Annotated in this window: 16 protein-coding genes and 1 tRNA gene; 7 read left to right on the top strand and 10 right to left on the bottom strand. The window is 72.1% G+C overall.

Going from position 1 to position 17,899, the window contains the following annotated elements:
• Positions 1-103: 103 nt before the first annotated feature.
• Both IEY98_RS04640 and IEY98_RS04635 read left to right on the top strand, forming a co-directional pair.
• On the top strand, positions 104-931 hold the full coding sequence (locus IEY98_RS04640) for a class E sortase (RefSeq protein WP_189208996.1): 828 nt from the start codon (positions 104-106) through the stop codon (positions 929-931).
• Positions 931-1,086: a hypothetical protein gene (locus IEY98_RS04635; protein ID WP_189208995.1), complete on the top strand. Its 156-nt coding sequence runs from the start codon at positions 931-933 to the stop codon at positions 1,084-1,086. Before IEY98_RS04640 ends, IEY98_RS04635 begins: the two co-directional genes overlap by 1 nt.
• On the opposite strand, the gene IEY98_RS04630 is transcribed toward IEY98_RS04635, so the two are convergent.
• Positions 1,064-2,251, bottom strand: coding sequence for an APC family permease (locus tag IEY98_RS04630; protein WP_189208994.1), 1,188 nt, complete (start codon positions 2,249-2,251; stop codon positions 1,064-1,066). The genes IEY98_RS04635 and IEY98_RS04630 overlap by 23 nt on opposite strands.
• 42 nt (positions 2,252-2,293) lie before the next feature.
• Between IEY98_RS04630 and IEY98_RS04625 the strand changes: the two genes are divergently transcribed.
• Positions 2,294-2,944, top strand: a complete 651-nt coding sequence (locus IEY98_RS04625; RefSeq protein WP_189208993.1) for an aminodeoxychorismate/anthranilate synthase component II — start codon at positions 2,294-2,296, stop codon at positions 2,942-2,944.
• Between the two features lie 69 nt (positions 2,945-3,013).
• Here the strand turns inward: IEY98_RS04625 and pknB are convergent, their stop codons facing one another.
• The 7 genes from pknB to IEY98_RS04590 form a co-directional block, all read right to left on the bottom strand.
• A complete protein-coding gene (gene pknB / locus IEY98_RS04620; protein ID WP_189208992.1) occupies positions 3,014-5,014 on the bottom strand; it encodes a Stk1 family PASTA domain-containing Ser/Thr kinase in 2,001 nt (666 codons plus the stop codon).
• A gap of 53 nt (positions 5,015-5,067) precedes the next feature.
• Entirely contained in the window at positions 5,068-6,456 is a 1,389-nt protein-coding gene (locus tag IEY98_RS04615; RefSeq protein WP_189208991.1) for a serine/threonine-protein kinase, read from the bottom strand.
• Between the two features lies 1 nt (position 6,457).
• Entirely contained in the window at positions 6,458-7,948 is a 1,491-nt protein-coding gene (locus tag IEY98_RS04610; protein WP_189208990.1) for a peptidoglycan D,D-transpeptidase FtsI family protein, read from the bottom strand.
• Entirely contained in the window at positions 7,945-9,408 is a 1,464-nt protein-coding gene (locus IEY98_RS04605) for an FtsW/RodA/SpoVE family cell cycle protein (protein WP_189208989.1), read from the bottom strand. Before IEY98_RS04605 ends, IEY98_RS04610 begins: the two co-directional genes overlap by 4 nt.
• Positions 9,408-10,862, bottom strand: coding sequence for a PP2C family protein-serine/threonine phosphatase (locus tag IEY98_RS04600; protein ID WP_189208988.1), 1,455 nt, complete (start codon positions 10,860-10,862; stop codon positions 9,408-9,410). Before IEY98_RS04600 ends, IEY98_RS04605 begins: the two co-directional genes overlap by 1 nt.
• Entirely contained in the window at positions 10,859-11,314 is a 456-nt protein-coding gene (locus tag IEY98_RS04595; RefSeq protein WP_189208987.1) for an FHA domain-containing protein FhaB/FipA, read from the bottom strand. Before IEY98_RS04595 ends, IEY98_RS04600 begins: the two co-directional genes overlap by 4 nt.
• Before the next feature lie 121 nt (positions 11,315-11,435).
• Positions 11,436-12,638, bottom strand: a complete 1,203-nt coding sequence (locus tag IEY98_RS04590) for an FHA domain-containing protein (protein WP_189208986.1) — start codon at positions 12,636-12,638, stop codon at positions 11,436-11,438.
• A gap of 126 nt (positions 12,639-12,764) precedes the next feature.
• Here IEY98_RS04590 and IEY98_RS04585 point away from each other — a divergent pair.
• The 3 genes from IEY98_RS04585 to IEY98_RS04575 all read left to right on the top strand — a co-directional run bounded on the left by IEY98_RS04585 (position 12,765) and on the right by IEY98_RS04575 (position 14,538).
• Positions 12,765-12,847 (top strand) — tRNA-Leu (locus tag IEY98_RS04585).
• A 370-nt stretch (positions 12,848-13,217) separates the two neighbouring features.
• The gene (locus IEY98_RS04580) at positions 13,218-13,856 is read left to right on the top strand and encodes a hypothetical protein (protein ID WP_189208985.1); all 639 of its coding nucleotides are present in this window, start codon (positions 13,218-13,220) and stop codon (positions 13,854-13,856) included.
• A 16-nt stretch (positions 13,857-13,872) separates the two neighbouring features.
• On the top strand, positions 13,873-14,538 hold the full coding sequence (locus IEY98_RS04575) for an NAD(P)H-binding protein (protein WP_189208984.1): 666 nt from the start codon (positions 13,873-13,875) through the stop codon (positions 14,536-14,538).
• On the opposite strand, the gene IEY98_RS04570 is transcribed toward IEY98_RS04575, so the two are convergent.
• Positions 14,502-15,815: a D-arabinono-1,4-lactone oxidase gene (locus IEY98_RS04570; protein WP_189208983.1), complete on the bottom strand. Its 1,314-nt coding sequence runs from the start codon at positions 15,813-15,815 to the stop codon at positions 14,502-14,504. The two genes, IEY98_RS04575 and IEY98_RS04570, sit on opposite strands and share 37 nt — an antisense overlap.
• A gap of 59 nt (positions 15,816-15,874) precedes the next feature.
• Here IEY98_RS04570 and IEY98_RS04565 point away from each other — a divergent pair, with 59 nt between their 5' ends.
• Entirely contained in the window at positions 15,875-17,077 is a 1,203-nt protein-coding gene (locus tag IEY98_RS04565; protein ID WP_229786577.1) for an alanine racemase, read from the top strand.
• Here the strand turns inward: IEY98_RS04565 and IEY98_RS04560 are convergent.
• Complete coding sequence (locus IEY98_RS04560) at positions 17,074-17,697, bottom strand: TetR/AcrR family transcriptional regulator (RefSeq protein ID WP_373292320.1); 624 nt, start codon at positions 17,695-17,697, stop codon at positions 17,074-17,076. The genes IEY98_RS04565 and IEY98_RS04560 overlap by 4 nt on opposite strands.
• Positions 17,698-17,899: the final 202 nt, after the last annotated feature.

Below are 17,899 nucleotides of genomic sequence, written 5' to 3'. Positions count from 1 at the left end.
GGGTGCGCGCGGCATGGGCGCAACTCGCGCCGATGCAACACGTTAACGTAACGGAGCAGGTGGCCGGATCACCAGTCGCCAACAATCCTGCGGAGGATTTCGGATGAGCACGGTCGCGCCCACGGCGCCGGAGGGCGGCGGTGCGCGCTCGGTCGTGCGCGGGGTCGGCGAGGTGTTCATCACACTCGGCCTGGTGATCCTGCTGTTCGTGGTCTACGAGGTCTACGTCACCGACATCTTCTCCGCGGCCAAGCAGCGCGAGGCCACCTCCGCGCTGGACGACCGCTGGGGCACCCCGGCCGACCCCGAGCGGGTCGAGCGGTTCGACGGCCTCGACGAGGGCGCGGGCTTCGCGAAGATGTTCATCCCCACCTTCGGCGCGGACTACTCCTTCACGATCCTGGAAGGCATCACCGAGAAGACCCTGGAGATCGGCCCCGGCCACTACCCGGACACCGCCTACCCCGGCGAGCCCGGCAACTTCGCCGTCGCGGGCCACCGGGTGGGCAAGGGCGCGCCGTTCAACGACATCGACCTGCTGAACTCCTGTGACGCCATCGTCGTGGAGACCCGCTACAACTGGTTCGTCTACCGCGTGCTGCCCAAGGCCGACGAGGTCGCCGACTGGGCGGGCACGCGCGCGGCCGACCCGAGGTGCGTGGGCGTCTCGCCGCTGGGCGCGCCGTACGACAAGGTCGTCGGCCAGCGAATCGTCAGCCCGGGGCAGGGCGAGGTCGTGGCCCCCGTGCCCGGGCTGCCGGGCGCGGAGAACAGCGTCGGCGAGCAGGTCACCCTGATGACGCTGACCACCTGCCACCCGCGCTTCTCCGACCGCGAGCGGCTCATCGTGCACGCGGTGATGGTCAAGCAGTGGGAGAAGGACCCGAACAACCCGGGGGCGCTGCCGCCGGAGCTGAAGGAGACCGTCTGATGTACGGCTGGATCTGGCGGCACCTGCCCGGCCCGTTCGCGGTCCGGGTCCTGACCGCGGTGCTGCTGATCGCGGGCGTGGTGGCGCTGCTGATGTTCGTGGTGTTCCCGTGGATCGAGCCGAAGCTGCCGTTCAACGAGGTGACGACCGAATAGCCAGCCGCCCGAGCAGACCCACGGCGAACACGGCGACGCCCGTGACCACCGACCAGGTCGGCAGGGTGACCACCAGCAGGACGCAGCCCGCCAGCCCGGCCGCGGGCAGCGGGCCGCGCCACTTCCGGTACGCGCAGGCGTTGGCGACCGCGTAGTAGACGAGCACGCCGAACGACGAGAAGCCGACCACCCCGCGCAGGTCCGCGACGAGCACGAGCCCGCACACCACCGCGCCGACGGCGACCTGCGCCACCCTGGGCACCGAGCCGTGGACGGCGGCCAGTCCGCCCGGCAGGTCCCGCTCGCGGGCCATGGCCAGCGTCGTGCGGCCGATCCCCGCGATGAGCCCGACCAGTGCGCCCAGGCAGGCAGCCGCCGCGCCGACCCGGACGACCGCGGCCCACCCCGGCAGCCCGGCCGCGCCGACCAGGTCCACCAGCGGCGCGGCCGACGCCGCCAGCCGGGCCGGGCCGAGCACCAGCAGCAGGGTCGACCCGACGATGAGGTAGATGATCACGGCCGCGCTCAACGCGGCCAGCACCGCGCGCGGGATGGTGCGGGCGGGGTCGCGGACCTCCTCGCCGAGGGTGGCGATCCGGGCGTACCCGGCGAAGGCGAAGAACAGCAGCCCGGCGGCCTGGAGCACGCCGAGCGGACCCGAGGGCGCCCACGCGATCGCGCCGACGGCGGGCACGGACACCGCGACGGCGCCCAGCAGGACCACCAGCACGATCGCCAACAGCACCTTGGTGACCGCGGCCGTGCGGGTGATGCCGAGGCAGGTCACCGCCGTCAGCACGACGACCGCGCCCACCGCGGCGGGCCGCTCGAACCCGGGCGCGGCGTACGCGGCGAACGTCATCGCCATGGCCGCGCAGCTGGCCGTCTTCCCGACCACGAAACCCCAGCCCGCGACGAACCCCCACCACGGCCCGAGCACCTCGCGCCCATACAGGTAGGTGCCGCCCGACGCGGGATAGACGGCCGCCAGGCGCGCGGACGCGTTCGCGTTGCAGTACGCGACGAACCCGGCGATCCCGAGCGCGACGAGCAGCAGACCGCCCGCCGCCGCTGCGGCCGGGGCGAACACCGCGAAGACGCCCGCGCCCAGCATCGAGCCGAGCCCGATGGCGGTGGCGTCCATAACCCCCAGTTCGCGGCGCATACGAGGATGCTTCCATCCGCATGTGGCCGGTAGGTTGACGGCATGCGCGTCCTCGTGGTCGACAACTACGACAGCTTCGTCTACAACCTGGTCCAGTACCTGGCCCAGCTCGGCGCCGACTGCACGGTCTGGCGCAACGACGCGCCCGAACTCGCCGCCCCCGGCGCCCTCGACGGCTTCGACGCCGTGCTCGTCAGCCCCGGCCCGAGCACGCCGGAGCGCGCGGGCCACAGCATCGACACCGTCCGCCGCTGCGCCGAGCGCGCGCTGCCGGTCCTCGGCGTCTGCCTCGGCCACCAGGCCATCGGCGTGGCGTGGGGCGCCACCGTCGACCGCGCCCCGGAGCTGCTGCACGGCAAGACCAGCCAGGTCGAGCACACCGGCGGCGGCGTGCTGGCCGGGCTGCCCAGCCCGTTCACCGCCACCCGCTACCACTCGCTGACGGTGCTGCCGGAGACGATCCCGGACGCGGAGTTCGAGGTCACCGGCCGCACCGCGACGGGCATCGTCATGGCCATGCGCCACCGCACGCTGCCGGTCGAGGGCGTCCAGTTCCACCCGGAGTCGGTGCTGACCGACGGCGGCCACCGCATGCTCGCCAACTGGATGGCGGCGGCGGGCTTCCCGGTGCCGGAGCACCGGATCGTGGAGCTGGAGAAGCAGATGCGCGCCCTCACCGCAGCGCTGTCCTGAGCGCACACCTTCCCCGAACAAAGACTGTGGCCCCCCGTCCGAGGACGGGGGGCCACAGGTCGTCAGGGGCTAGTTGCCGTTGCCGCCGCCGGGCAGGCAGCCGAACTGCTGCTCCTCGTGGACGAACACCTGGATCGTGCGGTCCTTGTCGATCTCCTCGCCCGGGTTCGGGCTCTGGTTGAAGATCTTGCCGATCTCCTCCTCGTCACAGGTGTCGCGCACCTTGTTGACGTTGAACCGGCCGGTCCAGCCGCCGCCCCGCAGGGCCTGCTCGGCCTCGTCCACGGTCATGCCGGAGAGGTCGGGCATCTCCAGGGGCTGGTCGACCTGGTCGCCGTTGGAGACGTCGAGCACGACGGTGAAGCCGGGCGCGACCTCGCCGTCCTTGGGCGCCTGGTTGACGACCGTGCCCGCGGGCTGGTCGGAGGAGACGTCGCGGCGCTGCGGCTCGAGACCGGCCTCCTTGAGGTTGCGGGCCGCGGTCTCGTAGTCCTGGCCGATCACGTTCGGGACGGAGACCTTCGCCTTGGCCTTGCCGATCGTCAGCGTGACCGAGGTGCCGACGTCGACCTGCTGGTTGGCGGCCGGGTTGGTCTTGACGACCTTGCCGACCTTGCTCTCGTCGTCGACCTCTTCCTCGGCGACGGTCGGCGAGACCTGCAGCTTCGCCTCTTCCAGCGCGGTGGTGGCCTCTTCCTGGGTCTTGCCGATCACGTCGGGAACGGCGACCTTGCCCGGCTTCACGCCGACCCGGTAGGTGACCGTGTCGCCCGGGCTCACCTCGGTGCCCGCGGCGGGCGTGGTGCCGATGACCCGGCCGATGTCGTTCGCGCCGCACTCGCCGGGCTGGCCGTCGGCGGTCTGCTCGCACTTGACCTCGACCCGCTCGACCTTCAGCCCGGCGGCCTCGAGCTGCCTGCGGGCGTCGGCCTCCAGCTGGCTCACCACGTCGGGCACCGCGACGGTCTGCGGCGTGGTGGGCGCGTCCTCCTGGTTCAGCAGCCAGAACAGCAGGCCGACCAGGGCGGCGACCAGCAGCGCGGCCAGGACGACCGCCCAGGTCTTGCGCTGCTTGCGGCGGCGCTCGTCCTCGTCGTCGTAGTAGTCGTCGTAGTCGTCGACCAGCGCCTCGGGACGGTGCCGCCCGCCGCCGGAGGTCGGCATCGGCCTGCCCGCGCCGAGCACGGCAGTGCGGTCGTCCTCGGTCATCACCATCGGCGCGGACGGGCGCTGGCCCGACAGCACGCGCACGATGTCGGTGCGCATCTCGGCGGCCGACTGGTAGCGGTTGGCCGCGCCCTTGGACATCGCCTTGAGCACGATCGCGTCCAGCTGCGGGCTCACCCGGGGGTTGAGCTGCGACGGCGGCCTCGGGTCCTCCCGCACGTGCTGGTAGGCCACCGCCACCGGGGAGTCCCCGGTGAACGGCGGCTCGCCGGTCAGCAGCTCGAAGAGGACGCAGCCGGTGGCGTAGACGTCGGAGCGGGCGTCGACGGCCTCGCCGCGCGCCTGCTCGGGGGAGAGGTACTGCGCGGTGCCGATGACCGCGGCGGTCTGGGTGACCGCGGCCTGCCCGTCGGCGACCGCGCGGGCGATGCCGAAGTCCATGACCTTGACCGCGCCCGAGCGATTGATCATGACGTTGGCGGGCTTGACGTCGCGGTGCACGATGCCGTGCCGGTGGCTGAAGTCCAGGGCGGCGCAGACGTCGGCCATGATCTCCATGGCTCTCTGCCCGGACAGCGGCCCCTCGGTCTTGACGATGTCGCGCAGCGTCCGGCCGTCGACGTACTCCATCACGATGTAGGGCAGCGGGCCCTGCTCGGTGAGCGTCTCGCCGGTGTCGTAGACCGCGACGATGGCCGGGTGGTTCAGCGCGGCGGCGTTCTGCGCCTCGCGGCGGAACCGCTCCTGGAACTGCGGGTCGCGGGCGAGGTCGGCGCGCAGCACCTTGACCGCGACCTCCCGCCCGAGCCGGACGTCGCGGCCCCGGTGGACCTCGGACATGCCGCCGTAACCGAGAGTCTCACCGATCTCGTAGCGGTTGGAGAGCAAACGCGGTGTGGTCATTGGTGCGTCGTCCCGCTCCTAGTCATGTCCAGATCCTGACGTTGCATCGGCGATCACCGCGACCCGGCTTGGGGCCTGCAGAAGATTGTGACCGTATCGCCGCGGTAGACCGCGCCCTCCGGCGACGACCCTACGACGAGGCAGGCCGCCCGGTTGCGCGGCGGCGTGCCCTCCTCGGTGCGCACCTCGACGTCGACCCCCAGCGCGATCAGGTCCTCCGCCACGGTGAGCGCGCTCTTGCCCAGGTACGGCGCGGGCACGAACGCGACCGGCGGGTCGGCCATGCCGGGCGGGCCGCCGGGCTCGGTGTCCTCGGTCTCGGAGTCCTGGGGGACGGCGGTGGTCGTCTCGACGTCGCGGCTGGGCGAGGTCATGCCCGGCGAGCCGCCGTCGTCGCCGTCGAGGATCGCGGGCAGGCCGATCGCCAGCGCCGCGATCAGCGCGACGGCCAGCACCACGATCGTCACCCACAGCCCGGTGCGGCCGCGCTGCCGGGGCGGCGCGGGCGGTGGCGGCGCGAACGCGCCGGTGCCCTGCACGGGCATCATGCCCGGATGGGTGTGCCCGGCCCTGGGCATGGCGTAGCCGGACGGCGCGGGCAGCGGGCGGCCCGCGCGCACGGCGGCGACCGCGGCGGCGAACTCCCCGCCGCTGCCGTAGCGGCGGCGCGGGTCCTTCACCAGCGTGGCCTCGATGACCGCGCGCGCGCCCGGCGGCACGTCCGGCGGCAGCGGCGGCGGCGCGTCCCGGATGTGCATCATCGCCACCGTCACCGCGTTCTCCGAGAGGAACGGGCGGTGGCCGGTCAGGCACTCGTAGCCGACCACGGCCAGGGAGTACACGTCGCTGGCGGGCTCGGCCTCGTGGCCCAGCGCCTGCTCGGGGGCGATGTAGTGGGCGGTGCCCATGACCATGCCCGAGCGGGTCACCGGCGCGGCGTCGGCCGCCTTGGCGATGCCGAAGTCGGTCAGCTTCACCACGCCGGACGGGGTGATCAGGATGTTGCCCGGCTTGACGTCGCGGTGGACGTACCCGCGCTCGTGCGCGGCCTGCAGCGCGAACCCGGCCTGCTCCAGGATGTCGAGCACGCGGTCGGCGTTCATCCGGCCCTCGCGGGCCACGATCGCGGCCAGCGGCTCGCCCTCGACCAGCTCCATCACCAGGTAGGCGGTGTCCTTGGGCCCGTCGACGACGGCCGCGGTCTCGCCGTAGTCGTGCACGGCGGCGATGCCCGGGTGGTTCAGCGACGCGGTGGTGCGCGCCTCGGTGCGGAAGCGGTGCAGGAACTCCGCGTCGCCGCACAGTTCCGGCTTGAGCACCTTCACCGCGACGGCCCGGTCCAGCCGGGTGTCGGCGGCCTCCCACACCTCGCCCATGCCGCCGACCGCGATCCGGCGGCTGAGCCGGTAGCGGTCGGCCAGCAACTGCCCCGAGGTGAGCATGTCAGCGCCTCCCGAGGGCGGCGCCGATCGTGGCCCTGCCGATCTGCGCGGACAGCTTGCCGCCGGTCGCGGCCACGTCCTTGCTCTCCACCACGACCGCCACCGCGATCTGCGGGTCCTCGGCCGGGGCGAACGCGACGTACCAGGCGAACGGCGGGGTGTTCTTCGGGTCGTTGCCGGTCTCGGCGGTGCCGGTCTTGGACGCGATGGTCAGCCCGTCGATCTTGCCGCCGCCCCCGGTGCGCTCCTCGGAGGCGATCATCATCTGGGTCAGCTGGTCGGCGCTGTCGCCGGACATGGCCGAGCCCAGGCTCTCCTCGTCGAAGTTGCCGATCTCCTGCAGGTCGGGGGCGAGCACCTGCTGGACCAGCTGCGGCTTCATGACCTCGCCGTCGTTGGCGATGGCGGCGACGATCATCGCGTTCTGCAGCGGGCTCAGCCGCACGTCGCGCTGGCCGATGCCGCTCTGGTACAGCGCGTTCTCGTCGGCGACGGTCATGCAGCCGCCCTCGACGCGCGGCCCGAGGCAGGACTGCACGACCGGCATCGGCACGGTCAGCTCGCTCTCCCCGACGCCGAACGCCGCTGCCTGCTCGACCAGCCGCTCCTCGCCGAGGTCGTGGGCGATCTGGGCGAACGCGGTGTTGCACGAGTGCGCGAGCGCGGTCTCCAGCGTCACCGTGGTCCGGCTGCCCGCGCAGAACCCGCGGTTGTAGTTGCGCAGCTCGGAACCGCCGACCTGGATCTTGTCGGTGGCGGTGACCTGGTCCTCCCTGGTCAGCCCGTCCTCCAGCGCCGCGGCGGCGACGACCAGCTTGAACGTCGACCCGGGCGCGTAGGTCTCGCTGATCGCCCGGTTGAGCATCGGCTTGCTCTTGGTCTGGTAGGAGTTCCACGCCTCCACCTGCGTGTCGCGCGAGTGCGCTGCCAGCGGGTTCGGGTCGTAGGACGGCGTGCTGACCATGGCCAGGATCTGCCCGGTCTTGGGGTTGAGCGCCACCACGGACCCGGCGAACCCGTTCTTCTCCATGGCCTCGTAGGCGGCCTTCTGCGCGGCCGGGTTGATCGTGGTGACGACGTTGCCGCCGCGCGGGTCCCGGCCGGTGATCAGGTCCGACAGCCGCCGCACGAACAGCCGGTCGTCGGAGCCGTTGAGGATCTCGTCCTGGTAGCGCTCCAGGCCAGCGGTGCCGTAGTTGATCGAGTAGTGGCCGGTGATGTGGCTGTACATCGGGCCGTTGGGGTACTGGCGCAGGAACCGGTAGCGGTTGTCGGTGGGCAGCGACGTGGCCAGCGCCACCCACTTCTCGTCGGCGTTGAGCACCAGGATCTTGCCGCGCTCGCGGGCGTACTCCTCCAGCAGGACGCGGCGGTTGCGCGGGTCCTCGCGGTAGTCGTCGGCCTTGATCACCTGGATGTAGGTGGAGTTCAGGAGCAGCAGCACGATCATGGCGAGCATGGCCATGCCGACGCGGCGGAGCGGGGTGTTCATTTCGGACGCTCCACCAGCACGGTGCCCGCCTCGGCGATCGGGGTCTGCGGAACCGGCTTGCGCGGCGCCGGGGTCTGCGGCCGCCGGGCCGCGTCGGAGATGCGCAGCAGCAGCGCGACCAGGATGTAGTTGGCCAGCAGCGACGAGCCGCCCAGGGACAGGAACGGCGAGGTCAGACCGGTCATCGGGATCAGCTTGGTGACGCCGCCGACGACCACGAACACCTGCATGATCAGCAGGAACGACAGGCCGCCGCCGAGCAGCTTGCCGAACGAGTCGCGCACGGCCAGCGCGCTGCGCATGCCGCGCATGGCCAGCAGCGTGTAGACCAGCAGCAGCGCGGCGAGGCCGATGAAGCCCAGCTCCTCGGCGATCGCGGCGATGATGAAGTCGGAGTTGGCCAGCGGGACCAGGTCCGGTCGGCCGGCGCCGAGGCCGGTGCCGCCCATGCCGCCGGTGCCCTGCCCGAACAGCGCCTGGGCGATCTGGAAGCCGCCGCCGTCCTGGTCGTAGGTCGCCAGCGGGTCCAGCCAGTTGGCCACGCGCTGCTGGACGTGCCCGAACAGCTGGTAGGCGATGAGGCAGCCCGCGACGAACAGGCTCAGCCCGGTGACCACCCACACGGCGCGCTCGGTGGCGACGTAGAGCATCACCAGGATCGTGCCGAAGAACAGCAGCGAGGTGCCCAGGTCCTTCTGGAACACCAGGACGCCGACCGAGACGCCCCAGGCGAACAGGATCGGCCCGAGGTCGCGGGCGCGCGGCAGGTCGACGCCGAGCACCCGGCGGCCCGCGGCCATGAACAGGTCGCGCTTGGAGACCAGGAAGCCAGCGAAGAAGATCAGCAGCAGGATCTTGGCGAACTCGCCGGGCTGGATGGACAGGCCCGCGACGCGCAGCCAGATCTTGGCGCCGTTGATCGGCGGGGCGATCGCGCTGGGCAGCACCGCGGGCAGGGCCAGCAGGAACAGGCCTGCCGCGCCGACCATGTAGCTGTACTTGGTCAGCGTCCGGTGGTCGCGCACGACGCGCAGCACCACGAGGAACAGCACCAGGGCGAGCGCGGTCCAGGCGATCTGCTTGGGCACGTCGTTGTTGAACTCCCGGCCCGCCTGCAGCGCGCGTTCGGCCAGGGCCAGGTCGATCCGGTAGATCATCACCAGGCCGAGGCCGTTGAGCACGGCGACGCACGGCAGGATCAGCGGATCGGCGTACGGCGCCCAGTGCCGCACCGCGGCGTGCGCGACGCCGAAGAGCGCCAGGTAGGCCAGCCCGTACCAGACGATGCGGAAGGTGAGCTGCTGCTCCTGGTTCGCCTCGACCAGCATCAACGCGACGGACACGATGAAGGCGGCGAACCCGAGCAGCACCAGCTCGGTGCCGCGCCGGGTCGGCGCCTTGTCCTGGTCCGCGCCCTGCCCGGTCGCCGGACCCGCTTTGCCCTGGACCGGAAGCGCCATCAGCCGCCGCCGTCCCGGGGTTCGCGGCAGTTCACGCCCGGCTGGGGCGTGCGCTCGACCGTCGACTGGGCCGTGGTGCCGGGGGCCTGGGTCGTCGCCGTGCCCGCGGTCGTGGTCGGCGCGGCCGCGGTGGTCGTGGTGGCCTGGCCGGTCGGCTGCGCCGATCCGCCCGCTGGCCCGGTGGCAGGTTGCTCGGGCGTCTGCTGGGCGGTGAAGTCGGCGCAGGTGGGCAGCCAGAACTTGTGCCGCAGCTCGCTGAGGAACCCGCGCGCGGCGGCCACGCTGTCGAAGGAGTTGGAGCCGTTGCGGACCTCGTCCTTGCCGAACTGCTCCATGTCGTCGACGAACAGCCGGTCGCACTGCGGCTCCACGCCGCACGAGCCCTCCAGCTGGCTGTTCAGCGACAGGCCGAGCACGCTGCCGCGCACGCCCTGGAAGACCGCGACCTCGCCGTCGGCGCCCTCGCCGACGAAGTACTGGTTGTTGACCCACAGCCGCGCGGCGACCGCGCCCGCGACGAGCAGGATCAGCACGATGACGGAGATCACCACCGCGCGCACGCGCTTGCGGCGCTTGAGCCGGGGGTCCGGCGGCGGCGGCGCCAGCGGGTCGCGGCGCGGCTCCTGCGGCCGGGGCGGGTTCAGCGCGCTGGCCCGGGAGGCCGCCGAGTCCGGCGGCGGGGTGGCGTCCTGGCCGTTGCCCGCCGCCCCGCCGACGATCGGGTCGTTGTCGCCGTAGTCGACGTCGAGCACGTCGGCGACGATCACGGTGACGTTGTCCGGGCCGCCGCTCTTGAGCGCCAGCTCGATGAGCCGGTCGGCGCACTCCTGCGGGTCCGGGATCTGGATCGCCTCGGCCAGCGTCTCGTGGCTGACCGGGCCGGACAGCCCGTCGGAGCACAGCAGGTAGCGGTCGCCTGCGCGGGCCTCGCGGATGGTCAGGCTCGGCTCGACCTCGTGGCCGGTCAGCGCCTTGAGCAGCAGCGAGCGCTGCGGGTGGGTGGCCGCCTCCTCCTCGGTGATCCGGCCCTCGTCGATGAGCGACTGCACGAACGTGTCGTCGTGGGTGATCTGGCTGAACTGGCCGTTGCGGCGCAGGTAGACGCGCGAGTCCCCGACGTGGACGAGGCCGATCCTGGTCCCCGCGAACAGGATCGCCGACAGGGTCGTGCCCATGCCGTCGAGGTCGGGGTCGCCCGCCACGAGCTCGGCGATGGCGCTGTTGCCCGCCAGCACCGCCTCGCGCAGCTGGCCGAGCAGGTCCTCGCCGGGCTCGTCGTCGTCGAGCGGGGCGAGCGCGGCTATGACGACCTTGCTGGCCACCTCGCCCGCGACGTGGCCGCCCATGCCGTCGGCCAGGGAAAGCAGGCGTGGACCCGCGTACACGGAGTCCTGGTTGTTCGAACGGACCAGGCCCCGGTCGCTGCGGGCCGCGTAGCGAAGCACAAGCGTCATGAGCGCAGCTCGATCACCGTCTTGCCAATACGGATCGGGACTCCCAGGGGAACCCGAAGGGGTGCGGTGACCTTAGCCCGGTCCAGATACGTCCCGTTAGTGGAGCCCAGGTCTTCCACGTACCAGTCCGTCCCGCGCATCGACAGCCGGGCGTGCCGGGTGGAGGCGTAGTCGTCGTCGAGGACGAGCGTCGAGTCGTCCGCCCGGCCTATCATGATCGGCCTGCCGTCCAGGGAGATCCTGGTGCCCGCGAGCGCGCCGTGCGTGACGACCAGCTGACGGGGCGCCTTGCCCCGGGTCTTCTGACCCGACTTGCGGAATCCCGGCATCGCCACGCGCAGCCCGGAGGCGGCGTAGATGTCCGAGCGCACCACCCGCAGCGCGGCCAGCACGAACAGCCAGAGCAAGGCCAGGAAGCCCGCTCTGGTCAGCTGCATCACCAACTCCGGCACTTGTCGCGACCGCTCCTGCTTGTGGTGGACATGGCTTGGCGACCACCGGGGCCCTGGTGGCCCCGCCGGTCGGATAGACGTGCGGCCAGCCCGATGCGTTGCGCTCGGACCTCGGCCGCGATCAGCCCTGGGTCCGGAACACCAGCGACGAGTGGCCGATCCGGACGACGTCGCCGTCGGCCAGCTGCCACGTCTGCACCGGGGTGCCGTTCACCGTGGTGCCGTTGGTGGAGCCCAGGTCGGCGAGCGTGGCGCTCTGACCATCCCAGGTGATCTCCAGGTGGCGGCGCGACACGCCGGTGTCGGGCAGGCGGAAATCGGCGTCCTGGCCGCGGCCGACCACGTTGCCGCCCTGCTTCAGGCTGTAGTTGCGGTTGGACCCGTCGTCGAGCTGCAGCGACGCGGAGAGCTGGCGCGGGCCGGTCTGCACGGCGGGCGGCGCGTAACCGGGCTGCCCGTAGCCCTGCTGGCCGTAACCCTGGTCGTAGCCGCCCTGCTGGCCGTAGCCCGCCTGCTGCCCGTAGCCCTGGTCGTAGCCCTGCTGGCCATAACCCTGCTGGCCGTAACCCTGGTCATAGCCCTGCTGGCCGTAGCCCTGCTGGCCATACCCCTGGTCGTAACCGCCGCCTTGCTGTCCGTAGCCCTGCTCGTAGCCCTGCTGGCCGTAGCCCTGCTGGCCGCCGTAGCCCTGGTCGTAGCCGCCCTGCTGCTGCTGGCCGTAACCCTGGTCGTAACCGCCGCCTTGCTGGCCGTAGCCCTGCTGGCCGTACTGATCGTTGCCGTACTGGCCTTGCTGCCCGTACCCGTACTGCTGGTTCTGCTGGCCGTAGGGATCGCCCTCGGGCTGGTGGCCGTAGCCGGGAGGCTGGCTCATGGATCGGTCTCCTGCGTTGCGGGGGGATGCCTGCCGTCTTCCGTCCGAAGCTGACGCTCCCTCGGACTGACGCTGCACGTCGGGGTCGACGGTAGAGCGGGTTCGGAACTGTCCGGTGTGCAGCCCGTCGGAGCGCTCCAGGGAGACTACGACCTCGCCGTACGTTTCCCACCCGTTCTCGGCGAGATGCTCGGCCACGCAGTCCGCGAGCAGCGTCGTCATCCGACCCTCGTCACCGGAGAAGTTCCGGTGGTCGTCGGGCCCGAGCACAACCACGTAGTGGTTGGGGGCGAGGAGCCGTCCACCCGCCAGTTCGCGGATGTTGGCCTCACCTTCGCGCTGCAGCGCCTGCGCCAGCTCCTGCGGCACGACGTTGCCACCGAACACGCGCGCGAAGGTGTTGCCGACGACATCCTCCAGCCTGCGGTTAAGCCGCTGTCCGATGTTCATGGCACCTCCTTCCCGAGCGGGCTCCTGACCCGATCGTATCCGGGTAGGCGACCCCGGACACGGGTATGTGCGACCCACCTTCGAAGCCGTGCTAGAGTTCTGCACGTCCCGCCAAGGACACCACTCGGGCGAGTGGCGGAATGGCAGACGCGCACGGTTCAGGTCCGTGTGTCCGAAAGGACGTGGGGGTTCAACTCCCCCCTCGCCCACACGATAAAGCGCCTCGCGGCAGCGGGGCGTTTTTTCTTTGCCTTCCGCACGCGGACAGTGACTGGCAGTATTGGGTCGAACGCGGGCTGTCGGCAGCCTGCCGAGTGGCGCCGCGTGAGCCGCGCTACACCCTCGGTTGGCGTATTGCTGCAGGTGGGTGCCCGGTCACCCGGTTGGTCGCACAGTCGGGGTGAAGTCCGGATGTCGCTCATCGACCGGTTATCGCCCGCTTTCCGCCGCCGGTCGCAGCGCCCGCGTCGTGGTCTCTGATTCACCCCGTCCCGGCTGGTACTCCAGTGAGGTACCAATCGACCCCCCTGTCGACCGGACCCCCGGTCGGCGACGGGTGGCAGATGAAGGGTGGATTTCGTGAGCGGCACCCCAGGGCGCACGGCGGTCAGCGAGCACCTCAACGCGCTGCCCGCGCAGCTGGCGCCGCCGGTGGAGCTGCCCGGCACGGTGACCGAGCTCGCCGAGGGCGCCGCCGCGGCGCTGGGCTGGGCCGGGACGGTGCTGCCGGAGACCATCCTGCTGGGCAGGCGCGTCTGCCTCGTGGCCGAGCTGCTGCCCGACGTGCACGCCGAGCGGATCTGCCTCGGCCAGGAGCCCGTGACGGATCGCACAACCGTCTCCACGTGGGCGTGGCCCGAATTGGCCGGTCGGGTCCCCGAGCCCGCCGTGCGCGTCGTCGGGGCCATCGCGGTTGCCCGGCACTGGCGCACCGGCCTGGCCAACGCCGTGCCGTTCCTGCGCTACGGCGACGCCGCCGTCGTGCTCCCGACCACGGCCGTCCTCTCGCACGACTACCTGGCCAACTGCCTGCCCCGCGCCCGCGCGTACGGCGTGGCCGTGCTGGCCGCCGAGCCCGACGGCGACGCCTGCGGCACCGTGCAGGTCGACCTCCCCGGCCGCACCGACCGCGCCTTCCCCGAGGTCGACGCGCTCTACCGGTGGGTGTGCGAACTGGCCTACGAGCAGGTGCTCGAGTCGGTGGTCACGTCCGGCTGACCGTAGATTCGGTCCCATGCGCATCGCCATCGCCGGTGGCCACGGCAAGATCGCCCTCCTGCTGACCGCGCTCGCCGCGGGCCGCGGCGACGACGTCGTGGGCATCGTCCGCAATCCCGACCACGTCGCCGACGTGCGCGACCTCGGCGGGGACGCCGTCGTGGCCGACCTCGAACAGGCGACCGCCGAACAGGTCGCCGCGGTGCTCGCGGGCGCGGACGCCGTGGTGTTCGCCGCGGGCGCCGGTCCGGGCAGCGGGGCGGCGCGCAAGGAGACCGTCGACCGCGACGCCGCCGTCCTGGTCGCCGACGCGGCCCGGATCGCGGGCGTGGTCCGCTTCCTCCAGATCAGCGCGATGGGCCTGGACCGCACCGACGTCGAGCCGGTGTTCGGCGCCTATCTGCGCGCCAAGGCCGCGGCCGAGGACGATCTGCGCTCCCGCGACTTCGACTGGACGATCCTGCGGCCGGGCAGGCTCACCGACGAGGCGCCGAGCGGTCGGGTCACCCTCGGCGAGTCCGTGCCGCCCGGCGACATCAGCCGGGCCGATGTCGCCGCCGTGCTCCTGGCGCTGCTGGACGAGCCTGCGAGCGCGGGCATGACGCTGGAGCTGGTCGGTGGGCCGACCCCGATCGCCGAGGCGGTTCAGTCGGCGATGGGGCCCAACACGCGGTCGGTGTAGGGGTTGCGGAACAGCCCGCCGGGGTCCACATCGGACCGCACGCGGCGGAAGTCGGCGAAGCGCGGGTACCGCTCGGCGAGCGCGTCGGCGTCCATCGTGTGCATCTTGCCCCAGTGCGGCCGCCCGCCCGCGGCGCGCGCGATCGCCTCGAACAACGCGAAGTACTCCCGGTAGGGCATGCCGACGAACTGGTGCGCGGCGAGGTAGGCCGAGTCCCGCCCGTAGGCCGTCGACAGCCAGACGTCGTCGGCCGCGGCGACCCGGACCTCCACCGGGAACATCACGGGGTCGGCGAGCGCGGGCACCCTGCGCCGCAGTTCGGCCAGCACGTCCTTGAGCGCCTCGCGCGGGATGGCGTACTCCGACTCGACGAACCGGACCTTGCGGGTGGTGACGAAGACCCGGTGCGAAACGTCCTGATAGGACCGTTCGGAGAGCGCGGACGCGGAGAAGCGGTTGATGGGCCGCACGAGCCGGGGCACGGCCCGCCCGATCCGGCAGAGCGCGCCGAACGCCGCGTTCTCCATGACCTCGTACTCGACGAACCTGCGCACCGGCCCCAGCGGCCTCGGGGCGCTCCCGGCGGGCATGCGGTTGTTGCGCTTGGTCAGCGCCTTGGCGGCGTAGGGGAACCAGTAGAACTCGAAGTGGTCGTTGGCGGCGCAGTGCTCGTCGAGGCCGTCGATCACGTCGTCGAGCGGTTCCGGGCGCTCGACGGCCGACAGCGTGAAGGCGGGCTCGGCGCGCAGGGTCACCGCCGTGATGACGCCGAGCGCGCCCAGGCCGAGCCGGGCGGCGGCGAACAGGTCGGGGCGCTCGTCGGCCGAGCAGGTGACGACCGAGCCGTCGGCCAGCACCAGTTCCAGCCCGGCGACCTGGGTGGCCAGGCCGCCGAAGCGCGCGCCCGTCCCGTGCGTGCCGGTCGAGATCGCGCCCGAGACCGTCTGCGCGTCGATGTCGCCGAGGTTGGTCATGGCCAGGCCGAGCCGGTCAAGGTCGGCGTTCAGCGCGCCCAGGGTCGTTCCCGACCGGACGGTGACCAGCCCGGTCTCCCGGTCGGCGGCGATGATCCCGGTCCACCGCGACAGGTCGACGGCGATCCCGTGCGCCGCGCCGACGGCGGTGAACGAGTGGCCGCTGCCGCGGGCGCGGACCGTCAGTCCGGACTCCGCCGCGGCGGTCACCGCCGCCGCGACCTCGGCGACCGAGCGCGGCAGCCGCACCTCGGCGGCCACGGCGCGCTCGGTGTCCGCCCAGTTCCGCCAGGCCCTGGTCATGGCCGGAGAGTATGTGAAACGACTTCACATTTCAAGGGTTCCTGTCGTACGGTGGCGCCGTGGACCAGCGCACGCTCGACGCCGCCACCGCTCACCTCGACCCGCCGTTCGCCGTGGTCGACCTCGCGGCGTTCGACCGCAACGCCGCCGACCTCGTCCGCCGCGCGTCCGGCAGGCCGATCCGGGTGGCGAGCAAGTCGGTGCGCTGCCGCCCGCTGCTGGAACGGGTGCTGAGGATGCCCGGATACCGGGGCATCATGGCCTACTCCCTCCGCGAGGCGCTGTGGCTGAACCGGACCTGGGCGGGCACGGAATTCGCCGACACCGACATCCTGGTCGCCTATCCCACCGCCGACCGGGCAGCGCTGCGCGCGCTCGCGGCCGACGAGAACGCGCGCGAGCGCGTCAGCGTGATCGTGGATTCGGTGGCGCACCTGGATTTCCTCGCCGACACCCTTGGGTCCGATCATCCGCCCATTCGCGTGTGCCTGGAGTTCGACGTCTCCTGGCGGCCGCTGTTCGGCAGTTCCCGGGTTCATGTCGGCGCGCTGCGTTCCCCGGTGTTCACCCCGAACGCGGCCCGCGCGCTAGCCCGGGAGATTGTTCGACGGCCAGGAATTTCACTCATTGGTGTGATGGCCTACGAAGGGCAAATCGCGGGTTTGGGTGACAAGCCCCCGAGCAGGGCCCGTGCCGCCGTCCTCCGCTGGATGCAGCGGCGGTCCGGCGCCGAACTCGTGCGCCGCAGGACGGCCGCTGTGCGCGCGGTGGAGTCGGTGGCCCCGCTGGAGTTCGTCAACGGCGGCGGCACCGGCAGCGTCGAGCTGACCAGGGACGACCCGTCGGTCACCGAGATCGCGGCCGGGTCAGGCCTCATCGGACCGGCGCTCTTCGACGACTACCGCTCGTTCGCGCCGGATCCCGCGCTGCTCTACGCGGTCTCCGTCGTGCGCAGGCCGGGTCGCGGGGTGGCGACCGTGTTCTCCGGCGGGTTCCCGGCGTCCGGCCCGGCCGACAAGGCCCGCCTTCCCCGCCCGCACCTGCCGAAGGGGCTGCGGCTGTCGCCGATGGAGGGCGCGGGCGAGGTCCAGACCCCGCTGCTGGGCGCGGCGGCCGACCGCCTCGCCGTCGGCGACCGGGTCTGGCTGCGGCACGCCAAGGCGGGCGAGCCCGCCGAGCGCTTCACCGAGTACCACCTGGTCGACGGCGACCGGACCACCGCCGTGCCGACCTACCGGGGCGAGGGACGGAACTTCGGCTAGCCGCGCCAGCTCTCCAGCTGCCCGGACAGATACGCCCGCACCACCATCTTCGCCTCCGAGATGACCGTGTCCTCGGGGAAGAGGCTGCGCCGGAACGCGAGGTTGAGGATGCTGTCGGCGATCTCGTGCGCGACCGCGACCGGCAGCCGGATCTCGGCGAGCGGGACGCCGAAGCGCTCGGCGAGGAACGCGGCGATGTCGTCGGCGATGACGGTGTTGTTGTCCCGCTCGCTGTCGATGAGCCGCAGGTCGACGACGTCGCCGAAGCGGATCCGCCGGAAGCCCGGGATCTCCCGGTACATCTCCACGTAGAGGTCGAAGATGAGGTCGGCGCCGAGCGACCAGTGCTCGACCGGCGTCTCGTCGAAGCGGCGGGCGACCTCGGCCATGAAGTGCGCGAGGTTGCGCTGGGTCAGCGCCTGCACGACGGCCCGCTTGTCGGGGAAGAACTGGTACAGCGAGCCGACGGCGACCCCGGCGCGCTCGGCGATCAGCGTGGTCGTGACGCCGTCGTATCCCAGTTCATCGATCAGATTCGCGCACGCGTCGAGCATGCGCTGCACGCGCTGGGCGCTGCGCTGCTGGACCGGCTGCCTGCGTAGCGGGGTCGGGCTCGCCACCGCGTCTCCTCCCGGATCGGTGGCCTTCCATTTTGCCCGCTCGGAGCGCCGCTGTGGGCCGAAAGCGAGTGGTACCGCGGACCGGTGCTGGTCGGGGGAGGGAGTACAGCAGCACCGGTCCGCGGGGATCGCGGGGCGGGTCAGGCGGCAGGCCGGTCCACCACGTTCGGGGGCACGGATGCACCGACCCGCCTGCCTGGGC

It is taken from the genome of Actinokineospora fastidiosa (assembly GCF_014648415.1).
Classification (GTDB): Bacteria; Actinomycetota; Actinomycetes; order Mycobacteriales; family Pseudonocardiaceae; genus Actinokineospora; species Actinokineospora fastidiosa.
Note: the sequence above shows the minus strand (reverse complement) of the source record. Positions and strands in the feature narration are given on the sequence as shown.

Coding starts and splice junctions, on each gene's coding strand:
- IEY98_RS04570 (WP_189208983.1), bottom strand. CDS start 15,815: ATGACCAGGGCCTGGCGGAACTGGGCGGACACCGAGCGCGCCGTGGCC.
- IEY98_RS04615 (WP_189208991.1), bottom strand. CDS start 6,456: ATGCTCACCTCGGGGCAGTTGCTGGCCGACCGCTACCGGCTCAGCCGC.
- IEY98_RS04600 (WP_189208988.1), bottom strand. CDS start 10,862: ATGACGCTTGTGCTTCGCTACGCGGCCCGCAGCGACCGGGGCCTGGTC.
- IEY98_RS04590 (WP_189208986.1), bottom strand. CDS start 12,638: ATGAACATCGGACAGCGGCTTAACCGCAGGCTGGAGGATGTCGTCGGC.
- pknB (WP_189208992.1), bottom strand. CDS start 5,014: ATGACCACACCGCGTTTGCTCTCCAACCGCTACGAGATCGGTGAGACT.
- IEY98_RS04575 (WP_189208984.1), top strand. CDS start 13,873: ATGCGCATCGCCATCGCCGGTGGCCACGGCAAGATCGCCCTCCTGCTG.
- IEY98_RS04635 (WP_189208995.1), top strand. CDS start 931: ATGTACGGCTGGATCTGGCGGCACCTGCCCGGCCCGTTCGCGGTCCGG.
- IEY98_RS04605 (WP_189208989.1), bottom strand. CDS start 9,408: ATGGCGCTTCCGGTCCAGGGCAAAGCGGGTCCGGCGACCGGGCAGGGC.
- IEY98_RS04630 (WP_189208994.1), bottom strand. CDS start 2,251: ATGCGCCGCGAACTGGGGGTTATGGACGCCACCGCCATCGGGCTCGGC.
- IEY98_RS04610 (WP_189208990.1), bottom strand. CDS start 7,948: ATGAACACCCCGCTCCGCCGCGTCGGCATGGCCATGCTCGCCATGATC.
- IEY98_RS04625 (WP_189208993.1), top strand. CDS start 2,294: ATGCGCGTCCTCGTGGTCGACAACTACGACAGCTTCGTCTACAACCTG.
- IEY98_RS04640 (WP_189208996.1), top strand. CDS start 104: ATGAGCACGGTCGCGCCCACGGCGCCGGAGGGCGGCGGTGCGCGCTCG.